Below are 14316 nucleotides of genomic sequence, written 5' to 3'. Positions count from 1 at the left end.
AAGCACTGATGGCCGAGGCCGCTGTTCTCGAGGGATCGAACTCCCCCGCACCCGCCGATGACGCTGCGCTGAAGCCGTTCACGGTGACGCTGATCATCCGCCGGTTCGACTCGGAGTTCGACGACGAGCCGCGCTGGGTCGACTACGACGTGGAGCTGTTCGCGACCGACCGCATCCTCGACGCGCTGCACAAGATCAAGTGGGAGCAGGACGGCTCGCTGTCGTTCCGCCGCTCGTGCGCGCACGGCGTCTGCGGCTCGGATGCGATGCGCATCAACGGCCGCAACCGCCTCGCCTGCAAGACCCTGATCAAGGACCTCGACATCTCGAAGCCGATCTACGTCGAGGCGATCAAGGGTCTGCCGCTCGAGAAGGACCTCATCGTCGACATGGAGCCGTTCTTCGCCTCCTACCGCGAGGTGCAGCCCTTCCTGCAGGCCTCGGGCAAGCCGGAGAAGGAGCGCATCCAGTCGGTCGCGCAGCGCGAGCGCTTCGACGACACGACCAAGTGCATCCTCTGCGCTGCCTGCACCTCCTCGTGCCCGGTGTTCTGGACCGACGGCCAGTACTTCGGCCCGGCCGCGATCGTGAACGCGCACCGCTTCATCTTCGACAGCCGCGACGAGGCCGCCCAGGTGCGCCTCGACATCCTCAACGACAAGGAGGGCGTGTGGCGCTGCCGCACGACCTTCAACTGCTCCGAGGCCTGCCCCCGCGGCATCGAGGTCACGAAGGCGATCGCCGAGGTCAAGGCGGCCGTGCTGCGCGGCAAGCCCGACGTGCCGAAGTCCGACCTCGTGTCGGCCTGATCGGCACCACGCACCATCCGGACGGCGCGGCTCCTGCGGGAGCCGCGCCGTTCGTCGTCTCGGGCCTGTCTCAGCGCAGTTGGATGCGATGAAGCTTGGCGACATCGACGCCGAGTACGAAAGGCCCGGGGTTCCTCGCGGCTCGCCCGATCGCCGACTCGTTGTCGAGCAGACGCCGCAGCATCTCAGAACTGGTGAGCTGCGCCGAGGCGATCACCAGTACTCGCGCCGCGTTATGGCGGATCGCCTCAGCTTCCAGCGGGCGTTTCGCGATCGCGCGATCCTTGCAGATCAGGACCTCGCCCCGGTTCGTCGCCTCGGTGATCCATTCGACGTCCGTGACTCTCTGCGAGCGTGTCGGCCCGTACCTCTCGTCCATCGTCGTGAGCGCCCGCCCGGCACGAGAGGGGACCCGATGCCGCGATCGATGAAGAATCGGAGTTCGGGATCCATCCGACTACTCAGGCGGCGAGTCGGTTGAGATTCAGAACATCGTCGTACCCGACCCCGTAGTCGTCGGCGACATCCCCGATGCTCTCTCCTGCGCGGAGGCGAGAGAGCACGTCGTCGACCGACACCGACCGGGACGCGAGAGAGGGCCGCCCTCCGTTGATCCGCGGATCGACTTGTACCGTCGGGCCGGGGTACTGCGGAAGACGCAGCACCGACGCGTAGCCGAAATCGCCGAAATCGATGTGACGCAGATAGTCCTCGACGACCTCGTTGAAGACCGCATCGCCGTTGCGGACGACGACCAGACGACGGTCGCCGGGATCTTTGCTGTCGAAGAGGATCTCGGCACCGTCGGTGAGCAGTTGTCCGTTGGCGAGGGCGTGCTCGAGACCGATTCCGTTCTTGAGGATCTCGACGGCAGGACGGATTCGCTGCAGCGGCAGCCCCGCCTTGCGGAACGCGTTGAGCACGAAGATCTCAGCGAGGCCGATGAACGGGATCGTCAATCCGCGACCAGCCGAGGCCGAGCCGATCACCGGAGGGTGCTCGGTCGATCCGTCGCGGTAGCCGTTGATCCAGCGATGAACCGTCGACCCGCTCACGCTCACGATCCGCGCCGCATCCGACTGCGAGTACAGCGGGATGAGATATTCGCGCGGGATCTCCGGGTACATGCCGTGATGGTACCGATCGCCGGAGACAGCGGGCAGGGCGGCGGGCCGGTCTGTGGAGAACGCAGAAGGACCGGCGTCGACCGGGCACTGGGATGCTCGGTCGACGCCGGTCCTGCGCCCTCGATTCGACGTCGGAGGGCTGCGACGCTGGGACCGTCGCGTGAGAAGAGACCGAGCGTTCCACGTTCTATGACGCGGAACCGCGAAGAAGTTTTCCGGCGAGCTCGTCAGTTGAGCAGCTTGACCACGACGCCGAGCGGGCCGGTGTCGAGGCTGAGCGGGGCCGTCAGCCCGAGCAGGTTCAGCACGCTGCCGATCGCGCCCCCGGCCTTCTGCGTCAGCGAGACGCTGCCGGCGGTCGTGGGCAGCGCGTCGATGTGCAGCGACCAGCGCCCGTCGGAGCCGACCGTCGTCGTCGCCCAGACCGCGCCGGCGGCCTGCGCCGCGACCGTCGCGCCCGGGGTGCCCCTGCCGCTGAGATCGAGAGCGACCGTGGTCGACACCGGAGCTCCGGGCGGGGCGGACTGGCCGGGAGGGGCCGTCGAGGGCGTGACCGCGCCGACCGCTCCGTTCACCGCACCGCCGACCGCATCCGCCGCACCGCCGACCACGGGGGCGACGACGCCGTTCACGACACCGCCCGCCACTGGGCCGACACCCGACACGACGCCGCCCACCAGGCCACCCGAATCGGTCTGGTCGCCGGACGTCGTGCCGGGTTCGGCGCTGCCGTCGGTGGCGGCATCCCCTGATCCGGTCGAGGTGGTCGTGTCGGCGCCGGTTGCCGCCGACGGGGTCGCCGCGCTGTCCAGGCGCAGCGCGCTCGCGGCGGCCGCCGGCGCGGAGGCCGCGACAGGGTCGGGCGCGGCCGACGTCGCCGTCGCGCTGAGGCCGACGGCGCCGCCGATCACGACCACGAGGGCCGCTCCGCCGAGGATCGAGCTGAGACCGCTGAACGCGCCGGCGCCGACGACGGCCGCACCGGCGGCTCCGGTTCCGGCGGCCACGGTCGAGGACGCGGCGGATGCGGTGGCCGCGGCTCCGGCGGCGGCCGACGCGCTCGAGGCCGCTCCACTCGTCGCCGCGGCGATCCCGGTTCCGGCTGCGGTCGCCGTCGCGCCGAGAGCCGCCGGCACTGCGGGGATGGCGGCCGCCATCGCCGCGCCCGGCGCGGCCAGCTGCGAGAGCACCGCGCCGCCGACGACACCGCCGAGCAGCAGCGGGATCATGACCAGCGCGAGGTGCGATCCGACCTCCTCGACCTCCTCGGAGATGATCGAGCACTTCGCGCAGTCGGCCAGGTGCGCATCCAGTCGGCGCTGCTCGCGGGCGGCCAGACTCTTGCGGGCGTTCGAGCCGAGGTGCTCCAGCGCCCAGCGGCACTCGCCCGCGGCGTCGGAGTCGTTGACGTGCGCCTGCAGCCACGCGGCGCGCAGCCCCTCGCGGGCGCGGTACGACAGCGCAGCCGTCGCGTTCGGCGTGATGCCGAGGATCGGGGCGACCTCGTGCGGGTCCATCCCCTCGATCTCGGTGTACCAGAGCACGGTGCGCCAGCGCTCCGGCAGCGAGCGGAACGCCCGCGCGGTCAGGGTGCGGTCGAGCGCCTCGGCGGCGGGGTCCTTCGGGATCCGCTCGTCTTCGACCTCGTCGATCGTGTCGACATCCACCTCCCGCGACTGGGCGGTGCCCCAGCTCGCCGCGAGATTGCGGATCGTCGTGTAGAGGTACGGGCGGAACGCCGTCGCGGGCCCGCCGCCCGCCAGAACACGCTGGTAGATGCGCACGTAGGCCTCGCTGACGAGGTCATCCGCATCGATACTCGACGTGATCTGGCGGGCGACACGAGCGGCAGGACGGTAGTGACGGAGCCACAGTTCGCCGAACGCGCTGCGATCCCCCGATCGCGCGTGCTCGATCAGCTCCGCATCCGAAGGCTGCACCTTCGATTCCTGATCGCTCATTCCCCCGTTGTCTCTCTCGTGAGGTGGGCCTCTTTCCCATCATCCTCGGTCGATCGGAACCCGTCGAGGCCGGCTCCGTTCATCTGAGAGACCAGAGGGGTTCGGAGTGATGACGCGAGGGGATGACCCCACTTCGGGGGTGATCTGATCTGCGCTCGTGTCCGTTCGGCGCTCTCGACGACGAAAACGGGTGGATGCGCGGCTCGGGTGAGCCGGTCATCCACCCGCTTCGGGGTCGCGGGGGCTGTGTCGAGCGACCGGCCTCAGGCCGTGCGGGCGGCCTCGCGGGCGCCGTCGGCCGAGTGCGCGGCGAGCGCCGCCGCGGCCTTGGCCTTTGCCTGCTCGAGCGTGACGCCGGCGAGCTCGGCGCGCACGTCGGCGAGCGCCGCCGGGGTCATGGACAGCGTGGTCGCGCCGAGGCCGACGAGCACGACCGCGAGCTGCGGGTCGGCCGCGGCCTCGCCGCAGATGCCCACGCCCTTGCCGGCGGCGGCGCCCGCGTCGCCGAGCGACTTCACGAGGCGCAGCACGGCCGGGTGCCACGGGTCCTGGTAGCTCGCGACGCTGCCGAGCATGCGGTCGGCGGCGAGCGTGTACTGGGTGAGGTCGTTCGTGCCGATCGAGACGAAGTCGGCCGACTCGAGCACCTGGTCGGCGACGACGGCGAGCGAGGGCACCTCGGCCATGACGCCGACGGTGTTGAGGCCGAGCTTCTTGCCGTACTCGACGAACCAGGCTGTCTCCTCGGCGTCGGCCACCATCGGGGCCATGACCCAGAGGTCGGCCTCGGTCGCATCCTGCGCGTTCTTCAGGGCGGTGAGCTGGTCGTGCAGGATCTGCTCGCTGGCCCGCAGCGCCCGCAGGCCGCGCAGGCCGAGCGCCGGGTTCTCCTCGTGGGCGTCGTTGAGGAAGCTCAGCGGCTTGTCGGCGCCGGCATCGAGGGCGCGCACGACGACCTTCTTGCCCGGGAAGAACTCGAGCAGTGCCGTGTACTGCGCCGTCTGGGTCTCGACGCTGGGCGCCTCACTCGCGTCGAGGAACAGGAACTCGGTGCGGAACAGGCCGACGCCCTCGGCGCCGAGCTCGACCGCTGCCGGGCCATCTTTCGCCGAGCCGACGTTCGCCAGCAGGGGCACCTTCGTGCCGTCGGCGAGGGCGCCGTCGGTGATCGGGGCGGCGGCCTGGGCGACGCGGTCGGCGATGCGCTGCTCGGCGTCGGCCACCTGCTCTGCGCTCGGGTCGACGACCACGGCGCCTGCGGCCGCATCCAGCACGATGCTCGTGCCGTCGGCCAGCTCGAGCGCACCGGTCACGCCGACGATCGCGGGGATCGACTTCGAGCGGGCGAGGATCGCCGTGTGGCTCGTCGGGCCGCCGTCGCTCGTGACCAGGCCGAGCACCTTCTCGAGGTCGAGCAGAGCCGTGTCGGCGGGAGCGAGGTCGCGGGCGACCAGGATGAAGGGCGTGTCCGACTCGGGAACGCCCGGCGCCGGCACCCCGCGCAGCGCGGCGATGATGCGCTGGGCGACGTCGGCGAGGTCGGTGGCGCGCTCGGCCATGTAGCCGCCGAGGGCGACCAGCTGCTCCTGGAACGACGCGAAGGCCTCGTGCACGGCGCGCTCGCCGGTCTTGCCGCCGTCGATGCGGGCGGTGACGTCGTCGGCGAGCATCGGGTCCTGCGCCATCATCACGGCCGCCTCGAGCACCTGCTGCGCCTCGCCGCCCGCCTTCTGAGCGCGGGCACCGAGATCCGCGGCGACCTTGGCCACCGCATCCTGCACCTTCTGCTTCTCGGCGGCGACGTCGCCGCCGTGCTGCTCGTCGGCGGGAGCGGCGAGCGGCTCCGGCATCCTCAAGATCGTTCCGACCGCCACGCCGCGACCGACGCCGACTCCACGAAGCTCCACGATGACTCCTTCTGTGCGGCGCCGGGTGGTGGTGAGGGGATGCGCCGCGACGGGTCCGCTCAGCCTAGCCAGTCGAGCGGGGACGCTGGATGGGCGAGACCGTCGGGCGTGCAGGCCGGCGCGTGCTGACGCTCGCGTGCCGACGGTCGCCGCGAGTGGTTCGGCCCGCCGGCGACGCGGCGGCTGGACGCGGCGTGAGAACGCGCCGGAGCGCGGGACCGCTTCGCTAGCGTCGAGGGATGGACGGGATCAAGCGGCTCGTGGCGTGGGTTCAGCAGACGCGGGCCGTGCGGGTGTTCCAGCGCTACAGCTCGCAGCGCGGGCCCATCCTCGCCAGCGGACTCGCCTATCAGGCGCTGTTCGCGATCTTCGCCGCGATCTGGGCCGGGTTCTCGATCGCCGGTCTCGTGATCAGCGGCGACCAGGTGCTGCGCGAGCAGCTGATCTCGACGATCGGCGGCGTCGTCCCGGGCCTCATCAAGACCAGCGCGGGCGGCGCCGGCGCGATCGACCCCGACGTGCTGCTCGCCGCCCCGGCGTTCAGCCTCACCCTCGTGATCTCGCTCGTCGGCCTGCTCGTGACCGCGCTCGGGTTCCTCGCGTCGCTGCGCGACGGCATCCGCGTCATCTTCGAGCTGCCCGCACTCACCGGCAACCCGGTGCTGCTCAAGGTGCGCGACCTCGTCGTCGGGCTCGGCTTCGCGGTCGTGCTGATCGCCTCGGCGGGGCTCTCCTACTTCGGCACGACCGGCGCCGAGACCGTGCTCGGCTGGCTCGGCATCTCGAGCGACTCGGTCATCGCCTTCGTCATCACGCGCATCATCACGATCGGCGTCATGTTCGCGCTCGACGCGTTCACTCTCGTCGCGCTCTACCGCGTGCTCACCGGCGTGCGCATCCCCGTCGAGCGGCTGCGCGGCGGGGCGATCATCGGCGCGGCCGCGCTCGGTGTGCTCAAGGTGCTCTTCTCGGCCGCGATCATCGGCGGCGTCGGCAGCAACCCGCTGCTGAAGTCGTTCGCCGTGATCCTCGGCCTCCTGATCTTCTTCAACTTCGTCTGCCAGGTCATCCTCATCGGCGCCGCCTGGATCGTCGTCGGGCTCGACGACAAGGGGATCGTCGCCGACCCGGTGTTCCTGCAGAAGCGGATCGTGGAGGCGCGCATCCTGCTGGCCGATCACGGCTACGCGAGCGGGCGTCCGCTCGAGCACAAGCGCGGGCGGGTGCGGATCGAGCGCGAGCCGCTCGGCTGATCCGGTGCCGGCGCCGATGCCGGCGTCGGCGAGTGTCAGCGGCCGTCCCTAGGCTGGGCGCATGCCCCGCCCCCTCCGCATCGTCAGCGTCAACGTCAACGGCATCCGCGCCGCCTTCCGCAACGGGATGGGGCCGTGGCTCGACGGGCGCGAGGTCGACATCCTCGCGCTGCAGGAGGTGCGCGCCGAGACCACGCACCTCGAAGAGCTGCTCGGCGACGAGTGGGACATCCTGCACGACGCCGCCACCGCGAAGGGCCGCGCCGGCGTCGCGATCGCCTCGCGCCGCAAGGCCAGCATCCACCGCGTCACCTTCGGCGCCGACGACTTCGACAGCGCCGGCCGCTGGCTCGAGGCCGACTACGAGGTGGATGGGTCGATCGTCACGGTCGTGAGCGCCTACGTGCACTCGGGCGAGGTCGGCAGCCCGAAGCAGGTCGAGAAGTTCAAGTTCCTCGACGCCTTCGCCGAGCGTCTGCCCGCTCTCGCCGAGCACAACCCGCTCGCCGTCGTGATGGGCGACTTCAACGTCGGCCACCGCAAGCTCGACATCAAGAACTGGCGCGGCAACCAGAAGAAGGCCGGCTTCCTGCCGGAGGAGCGCGCCTACCTCGACCGCTTCGTCGGCGCCGAAGACGCGGAGGACTACAACCGCGGCGGCGGCCTCGGCTGGGTCGACCTCGGGCGCCGCTTCCACGGCGAGGTCGAGGGCCCGTACACGTGGTGGTCGAACCGCGGCCAGGCCTTCGACAACGACACCGGCTGGCGCATCGACTACCAGCTCGCCACCCCGGCGCTCGCCGAGAAGGCCGTCGCCTACACGGTCGACCGCGCGGCGTCGTACGCCGAGCGCTGGTCGGACCACGCGCCGGTCGTCGTCGACTACCAGCTGTAGGTGGATGCGGCGGCGCGCGTCGGCTGGGCCGGGTGCGTTCCGTCCGTCGACCAGCGGTTCCGCTCGTTCTTCCCCGGGTCGCGCGATGCCGGGTTCTGCACAGCAGGCTGACCGGCCGCGCATCCGCCGCTCCCGACCTGGAAGACTGGGGCCGTGACCGCACGACTCTTCTCCGGAATGCAGCCCTCCGCCGACTCGCTCCACCTCGGCAACTACGTCGGGGCTCTCCTCCAGTGGAAGAAGCTGCAGAACGACTACGACGCCGTCTTCTGCGTCGTCGACCTGCACGCGATCACCGTCGCGCAGGATCCGGCGAAGCTGCGCGAGGCCACCCGCCGCACCGCGGCCCAGTACATCGCGGCCGGGATCGACCCCGAGTCGAGCATCCTCTTCGTGCAGTCGCACGTGGCGGCGCACCCGCAGCTGGCCTGGGTGCTCGACACCATCACGGGCTACGGCGAGGCCGCCCGCATGACCCAGTTCAAAGACAAGTCGCAGAAGCAGGGCGCCGACGCGACCACGCTGGGGCTCTTCGCCTACCCGGTGCTGATGGCCGCCGACATCCTGCTCTACAACGCCGAGGTCGTCCCGGTCGGCGACGACCAGAAGCAGCACGTCGAGCTCACCCGCGACCTCGCGACCCGCTTCAACTCGCGCTTCGGCGACACCTTCGTGGTGCCCGAGGTCAAGACCCTCGCCGACGGCGCCCGCATCTACGACCTGCAGAACCCCGGCTCGAAGATGTCGAAGTCGGGCGACTCGCCGCAGGGCATCGTCTGGCTGCTCGACGAGCCGAAGGCCGTCGCGAAGAAGATCAAGTCGGCGGTGACCGACACCGAGCGCGAGATCCGCTTCGACCGCGGGGCCAAGCCAGGCGTCTCGAACCTCCTCTCGATCCTCTCCGGCGTCACCGGCACCCCGGTCGCCGACCTCGAGGAGAACTTCGCGGGCAAGGGCTACGGCGACCTCAAGACCGAGACGGCGGATGCGGTCGTCGCCGAGTTCGAGCCGGTGCGCACGCGCGCGCTCGAGCTGCTCGACGACCCGGCCGAGCTCGACCGTCTGCTCGCCCACAACGCCGAGCGCGCCGCCGCGATCGCCGACGAGACCCTGCGCCTCGCCTACGACCGGGTCGGCCTGCTGCCGCGCGTCTGAGGCCGGCCACGTCGTGCAGCCCGTCGTCCTGACGACCGAGCGCCTCGTGCTCGAGGTGCCGACGCTCGACGACGTCGATCGCATCGTCGAGTACTGCCGCGATCCGCTGTTCGAGCGCTGGCTCACGACGCCGTGGCCCTACGAGTGGCACCACGCGACGGGGTGGGTGAAAGGGCTCGTGCCGGGCTGGCACGAGGATCGCGAGCTCACCTGGGCGCTGCGCACCGAGTCGGGCGGCGAGCTGCTCGGCGTCGTCGGCGTGACGCTGGGCACGCCGGATCGCCCCGCCGGGATGATCGGCTTCTGGCTCGGGGGTCCGCATCGGGGCTTCGGCTACATGCCCGAGGCGGCGCGCGCGGCGATCGACTGGGTGTTCGCGCAGGGGCTGCTCGACGAGATCCTGTGGGAGGCGGTCGTGCCGAACCGGGCGTCGCTCATCGTGGCCCGCAAGCTCGGCTTCACCTACACGGGAACGCGCCAGGCCGACATCGTGGGCCGCGACGGCGACCGCCCCTCGTCGTGGCACGCGGTGCTCGGCCGCGACGACGACCGCGGCGTGAAGGCGGGGTGGCCCGAGTGAGCGACGACGACTCGGTGCGTCCGGGCATCCGCGTGGCCCTGTTCGACCTCGACGACACCCTGTTCGCGCATCGCGCGGCGGTGGATGCGGCGATCATCGAGCACCGTCGCGAGCTGCCCGGCTGGTCGCCCGCCGAGGACGCCGCCGAAGCGCGACGTTGGACGGATCTCGAAGAGCACCACTACCACCGCTACCTCGCCGGCGAGCTCGACTTCCTCGGCCAGCGGGCCGCGCGCGCCCGCGACTTCGCGGCGCCCTACGGACTCTGCTCGACGACCCCGCCGAGGCCGAGACGTGGTTCGCGCGCTACTTCGAGCGCTACCGCGAGGCCTGGCGTCTGCACGACGACGCCCTCGCCTGCCTGCACGAGCTGACCGCGCCGAGTGCCGGCTCGGGGGCGGGCGCCGCCTCCGCCCCGCTGCGCCTCGGGATCATCACGAACGGCGACCTCGCGTTCCAGACGCGCAAGCTCGAACGGCTCGAGCTCACCGCCCACGTCGAGCACTTCGTGGCGAGCGGCGACTTCGGCGCGACGAAGCCGGATGCGTCGATCTTCCTGCACGCGGTCGATCTCTTCGGTGTCGAGCCGCACGAGGCGGCCTACATCGGCGACCGCTTCCGCACGGACGCCGTCGGCGCCGCCGACGCCGGCCTCACCGGCGTCTGGCTCGACCGCCCCGGCCGCGCGACCGACGCCGAGCGCACCGAGGCCGCCACCCGCGGCATCCCGATCCTCCGCTCCCTCGCCCCGCTGCCCGCGCTACTCCGCCCGCACCCCTGACACGCGCCGCCCGGCGTCCGCGCCCGGCGCCTCTCAGGAGCGCTCTCGTGGCAGCAGCATCACAATTCAGGACCCGCGGCGCGCAATTCAGGATCGGTCACCTCGACACGGCGAAAACTGGCCCGTGTCGGCGCCGAATCCTGAATCAGGCGGCCACGGATCCTGAATTGTGAAGCTGCTGGCGCGGTCGCGCATGTTCGGGCAGCGGCACGGGTCGAATGGCGCCCGAGGACCGCCGAGTGAACGTCCAGCGACTACGAGTCCGCAAGCGCAAGGCGCTCGAGGCGACGCAACGCGCGATCTGCCTTCGCACGGGCACCAGGTACCCGCCGATGCGTTCGCACTGCCGCGATCAGCGCGAGCGCGATCGCGCGCCGCGAGTAGATGACCTGGCCGTAGCGGAATCGCAACGTGGCGCGGCCGGCCTGAGCGTGCAGCAGATCACGGCGCCGATCCGAGGCGACGTCCGATTCGCGATGATGATGTTCGTGTCCGTCAGTCTCGACCACGATCCATCCTTCGATGACGAGGTCCGCTCGTCCGATACCCGCGTAGTCGACCTGTATCCGCAGATCGAACCCCAGGGCTAGCGCGAGGTCTCTGACGACGGTCTCGATTCCCGACTCCGCACGCCCGTCGACCGGAGACAGCTGACGTCCGACGGTCATCGGTATCGACGCGAGCACGGTCCCGAGGTCACGGCGAGAGAGCTGTCGCGTTTCCACAGCGCTGTCGAGCGAAGCCAGGAACGCGGGCGGCTCGAGACAGCGCGAGGACATGATCAGCGCATCGACGAGGCCGACATGGGATGCCGTTGCCGATTCGGGTCGGTGAAGCAGCGTCCAATGCACCTTGCAGTCGACACGATCCCCGCCGTCGGCCATGCGTTGGAATCGATCATCAGGTGTCCTCAGACGCGATCGCGATGGTTCGACCTGCACGTGCAATCGGCCGTCGTCGAGCACCCAGATCCCCCGCGATCGCAGCTCCGACACGCACGCCAGCCGCCCGCCGACTCGGACGGCGCGGATCATGTCCGCCTCGTCATCGGGGCGGGCGTAGTGGCCGCGGCGCACGCGGATCAGCCGGCCGACGTGAACCTCGTGTGCGATCCGGTCACCGGTCAGTCCGGTCGCGATCAGCTCGCCCCTCGTCACGGCATCCACATACCGACCCTGCCGCGCCCTGTCTCATTGCGGGGCGACCGCGAAACGAGCCGGGGACAGTTTCGCGCCGCGCCGTCTGTGGAGGACTCACTCGTCACGCAATTCAGGATCCTGCGGGCGTTTCGGCGAAAATCTCGGCCAGAAGCGCGACCGATCCTGAATTGTGAAGGATCCGATCCTGAATTGGGAAAGGCGAGCTCGCGCGGGGACGGGGAAGGGCCCGGCGACCGGAGTCGTCGGGCCCTTCCTCGCAGGGGCGCTGCTCAGTACACGCGCCGATCAGCGCGCGCGGATCACTTCACGTCGGCGTCGACCCAGTCCATCGACTTGGTGACGGCCTTCTTCCAGAGGCGCAGCTGGCGGGCGCGCTCGTCGGCGTCGAGGTTCGGCTCCCAGCGCTTGTCCTCCTGCCAGTTGGCGGCGAGATCCTCGAGGCCCGACCAGAAGCCGACCGCGAGGCCGGCCGCGTAGGCGGCGCCGAGGGCGGTGGTCTCCGCGACGACCGGACGCACGACCGGCACGCCGAGGATGTCGGCCTGGAACTGCATGAGCGTGTCGTTGGCGGTCATGCCGCCGTCGACCTTGAGCTCGGTCAGCTCGACACCCGAGTCGGCGTTGACGGCCTCGATGACCTCGGCCGTCTGGAAGGCGGTCGACTCGAGGGCGGCGCGGGCGATGTGGCCCTTGTTGACGTAGCGGGTGAGGCCGACGAGGGCGCCACGCGCATCCGGACGCCAGTAGGGCGCGAACAGACCCGAGAACGCCGGCACGATGTAGGCGCCGCCGTTGTCCTCCACCGACTTGGCCAGCTCCTCGACCTCGGGGGCGGAGGAGATGATGCCGAGGTTGTCGCGCAGCCACTGGATGAGCGAGCCGGTCACGGCGATCGATCCCTCGAGCGCGTAGTGGGTCGGCTGGTCGCCGAGCTTGTAGCCGACGGTGGTGAGGAGGCCGTTCTTCGAGTGGACGATCTCGGTGTCGGTGTTGAAGATCAGGAAGTTGCCGGTGCCGTAGGTGTTCTTGCTCTCACCGGCGGCGAAGGCGGCCTGGCCGAAGGTGGCGGCCTGCTGGTCGCCGAGGATGCCCGAGACGGGCACCTCGCGCAGCAGGCTCGACGACTCGACGTTGCCGTAGACCTCGGACGACGACTTGATCTCGGGGAGCATCGACTTCGGCACGCCGAAGTCGGCGAGGATGTCGTCGCGCCACGACAGCGTCTCGAGGTCCATGAAGAGGGTGCGCGAGGCGTTGGTGACGTCGGTCGCGTGCACGCCGCCGTCGGTGCCGCCTGTCAGGTTCCAGAGAACCCAGCAGTCGGTGGTGCCGAACAGCAGGTCGCCGGCCTCGGCCTTCTCGCGGGCGCCCTCGACGTTGTCGAGGATCCACTTGATCTTGGTGCCCGAGAAGTAGGTGGCGAGCGGCAGGCCGACGATCGACTTGTAGCGCTCGACATCGCCCTGGGCGAGCTCGTCGACGATCGACTGGGTGCGGGTGTCCTGCCAGACGATGGCGTTGTAGACGGCCTTGCCGGTGGTCTTGTCCCACACGACGGCGGTCTCGCGCTGGTTGGTGATGCCGACCGCGGCGATGTCGTGACGCGTCAGGTCGCCCTTCGAGAGCGCCTGGCCGATGACCTCGCGGACGTTGTCCCAGATCTCCGCCGGGTCGTGCTCGACCCATCCCGCCTTCGGGAAGATCTGCTCGTGCTCCTTCTGACCGGTGGAGACGATGCTCCCCTTCTTGTCGAAGATGATGGCACGCGACGAGGTCGTGCCCTGATCGATCGCGATGACGTAGTCAGCCATGTGCTGAAGACTCCTTTGTCGGATTGTGCGGGGAGGTGCGGGGAGATGCGGGTGGAGCTGCGACGGGGCCCGGCCGGGATGACCGCCCGGACCCCGTCAGTGGAGCAGGTTGTTCCGTGATGCGGCTGTGGCTCAGCCGAGGGTGAGCAGCGGCGCGGCGATACCGGCGATGGCGCCACCGATCAGCGGGCCGACGACCGGGATCCACGAGTAGCCCCAGTCGCTGGTGCCCTTGCCCTTGATCGGGAGGATCGCGTGGGCGATGCGGGGTCCGAGGTCACGGGCCGGGTTGATGGCGTAGCCGGTGGGACCACCGAGCGAGGCGCCGATGCCGACGACGAGCAGCGCGACCGCGAGGGCGCCGAGCGCGCCGAGGTTGACGCCCTCACCGAGCTTGCCGGCGCCGAAGCCGAGGATGACGAAGACCAGCACGAAGGTCGCGATGATCTCGGTGACGAGGTTCCATCCGGCGCTGCGGATGCCGGGGCCCGTCGAGAAGACGCCGAGCTTGGTCGCCGGGTCGGGCTCCTCGTCGAAGTGCTTCTTGTAGGCGAGGAAGACGAGCACGGCGCCGATGATGGCTCCGACCAGCTGCGCCGCGAGGGCGACGAAGAACTGGGCGGCGCCGATCGCACCGGTGATGAGCAGACCGACCGACACAGCCGGGTTCAGCTGCGCACCCGAGTACTGCGACACGATCACACCGGCGAAGACCGCGAGGCCCCAGCCGAAGTTGACGAGCAGGAACCCGCCGGCGTTGCCCTTGGTCTTGGTGAGGGCGACGTTCGCCACCACACCGCCACCGAGCAGGAGCAGCATCGCGGTGCCGATCAGCTCGGAGACGAAATACAGTCCCAGGTTGGTGTCCACGTTGACC

14 protein-coding genes are annotated in these 14316 nt (G+C 70.3%); 7 read left to right on the top strand and 7 right to left on the bottom strand.

The window, feature by feature from the left end; translation table 11 throughout:
* Positions 1-8 precede the first annotated feature (8 nt).
* Positions 9-809 carry a succinate dehydrogenase iron-sulfur subunit gene (locus tag BJ979_RS06565; RefSeq protein ID WP_179566368.1) on the top strand — a complete coding sequence of 267 codons (801 nt, stop codon included), beginning with the start codon at positions 9-11 and terminating at the stop codon, positions 807-809.
* A 70-nt stretch (positions 810-879) separates the two neighbouring features.
* Here BJ979_RS06565 and BJ979_RS06560 read toward each other — a convergent pair whose 3' ends face one another.
* From BJ979_RS06560 to ptsP, 4 genes are all read right to left on the bottom strand, one after another.
* Positions 880-1245 (bottom strand): PIN-like domain-containing protein, encoded by a 366-nt coding sequence (locus tag BJ979_RS06560; RefSeq protein WP_343046774.1) that lies wholly within the window; start codon positions 1243-1245, stop codon positions 880-882.
* Between the two features lie 25 nt (positions 1246-1270).
* Positions 1271-1936 (bottom strand): DUF433 domain-containing protein, encoded by a 666-nt coding sequence (locus BJ979_RS06555; RefSeq protein ID WP_246286708.1) that lies wholly within the window; start codon positions 1934-1936, stop codon positions 1271-1273.
* Positions 1937-2163: 227 nt separating this feature from the next.
* Positions 2164-3897, bottom strand: coding sequence for a sigma-70 family RNA polymerase sigma factor (locus BJ979_RS06550; RefSeq protein ID WP_179566362.1), 1734 nt, complete (start codon positions 3895-3897; stop codon positions 2164-2166).
* A 263-nt stretch (positions 3898-4160) separates the two neighbouring features.
* On the bottom strand, positions 4161-5807 hold the full coding sequence (ptsP, locus tag BJ979_RS06545; RefSeq protein WP_343046773.1) for a phosphoenolpyruvate--protein phosphotransferase: 1647 nt from the start codon (positions 5805-5807) through the stop codon (positions 4161-4163).
* Between the two features lie 236 nt (positions 5808-6043).
* On the opposite strand from ptsP, the gene BJ979_RS06540 reads away from it, so the two are divergent.
* The 6 genes from BJ979_RS06540 (at position 6044) to BJ979_RS06520 (ending at position 10468) form a co-directional block, all read left to right on the top strand.
* Positions 6044-7057 carry a YihY/virulence factor BrkB family protein gene (locus BJ979_RS06540; RefSeq protein WP_179566358.1) on the top strand — a complete coding sequence of 338 codons (1014 nt, stop codon included), beginning with the start codon at positions 6044-6046 and terminating at the stop codon, positions 7055-7057.
* A 61-nt stretch (positions 7058-7118) separates the two neighbouring features.
* Complete coding sequence (locus BJ979_RS06535; protein ID WP_179566356.1) at positions 7119-7952, top strand: exodeoxyribonuclease III; 834 nt, start codon at positions 7119-7121, stop codon at positions 7950-7952.
* Positions 7953-8105: 153 nt separating this feature from the next.
* A complete protein-coding gene (gene trpS, locus BJ979_RS06530; protein WP_179566354.1) occupies positions 8106-9107 on the top strand; it encodes a tryptophan--tRNA ligase in 1002 nt (333 codons plus the stop codon).
* 13 nt (positions 9108-9120) lie between these two features.
* Complete coding sequence (locus BJ979_RS06525; protein ID WP_179566352.1) at positions 9121-9687, top strand: GNAT family N-acetyltransferase; 567 nt, start codon at positions 9121-9123, stop codon at positions 9685-9687.
* The gene (locus BJ979_RS18090) at positions 9684-10061 is read left to right on the top strand and encodes an HAD family hydrolase (RefSeq protein ID WP_343046793.1); all 378 of its coding nucleotides are present in this window, start codon (positions 9684-9686) and stop codon (positions 10059-10061) included. Before BJ979_RS06525 ends, BJ979_RS18090 begins: the two co-directional genes overlap by 4 nt.
* The gene (locus BJ979_RS06520) at positions 9953-10468 is read left to right on the top strand and encodes an HAD family hydrolase (RefSeq protein ID WP_343046772.1); all 516 of its coding nucleotides are present in this window, start codon (positions 9953-9955) and stop codon (positions 10466-10468) included. Before BJ979_RS18090 ends, BJ979_RS06520 begins: the two co-directional genes overlap by 109 nt.
* Before the next feature lie 254 nt (positions 10469-10722).
* Here BJ979_RS06520 and BJ979_RS06515 read toward each other — a convergent pair whose 3' ends face one another.
* The 3 genes from BJ979_RS06515 to BJ979_RS06505 form a co-directional block, all read right to left on the bottom strand.
* The gene (locus BJ979_RS06515) at positions 10723-11634 is read right to left on the bottom strand and encodes a hypothetical protein (RefSeq protein WP_179566350.1); all 912 of its coding nucleotides are present in this window, start codon (positions 11632-11634) and stop codon (positions 10723-10725) included.
* A 293-nt stretch (positions 11635-11927) separates the two neighbouring features.
* Positions 11928-13439 (bottom strand): glycerol kinase GlpK, encoded by a 1512-nt coding sequence (gene glpK, locus BJ979_RS06510; RefSeq protein WP_179566348.1) that lies wholly within the window; start codon positions 13437-13439, stop codon positions 11928-11930.
* A gap of 132 nt (positions 13440-13571) precedes the next feature.
* On the bottom strand, positions 13572-14258 hold the full coding sequence (locus BJ979_RS06505; RefSeq protein ID WP_218853643.1) for an MIP/aquaporin family protein: 687 nt from the start codon (positions 14256-14258) through the stop codon (positions 13572-13574).
* Positions 14259-14316: the final 58 nt, after the last annotated feature.

It is taken from the genome of Schumannella luteola (assembly GCF_013408685.1).
In the GTDB taxonomy this organism is placed as follows: Bacteria; Actinomycetota; Actinomycetes; order Actinomycetales; family Microbacteriaceae; genus Schumannella; species Schumannella luteola.
The sequence above is the reverse complement of the archived record's forward strand: the minus strand, read 5'-3'. Positions and strand labels throughout refer to the sequence as shown.

Coding starts and splice junctions, on each gene's coding strand:
- BJ979_RS06565 (WP_179566368.1), top strand. CDS start 9: ATGGCCGAGGCCGCTGTTCTCGAGGGATCGAACTCCCCCGCACCCGCC.
- BJ979_RS06555 (WP_246286708.1), bottom strand. CDS start 1,936: ATGTACCCGGAGATCCCGCGCGAATATCTCATCCCGCTGTACTCGCAG.
- BJ979_RS06550 (WP_179566362.1), bottom strand. CDS start 3,897: ATGAGCGATCAGGAATCGAAGGTGCAGCCTTCGGATGCGGAGCTGATC.
- BJ979_RS06540 (WP_179566358.1), top strand. CDS start 6,044: ATGGACGGGATCAAGCGGCTCGTGGCGTGGGTTCAGCAGACGCGGGCC.
- BJ979_RS06535 (WP_179566356.1), top strand. CDS start 7,119: ATGCCCCGCCCCCTCCGCATCGTCAGCGTCAACGTCAACGGCATCCGC.
- glpK (WP_179566348.1), bottom strand. CDS start 13,439: ATGGCTGACTACGTCATCGCGATCGATCAGGGCACGACCTCGTCGCGT.
- BJ979_RS06505 (WP_218853643.1), bottom strand. CDS start 14,258: ATGCTGCTCCTGCTCGGTGGCGGTGTGGTGGCGAACGTCGCCCTCACC.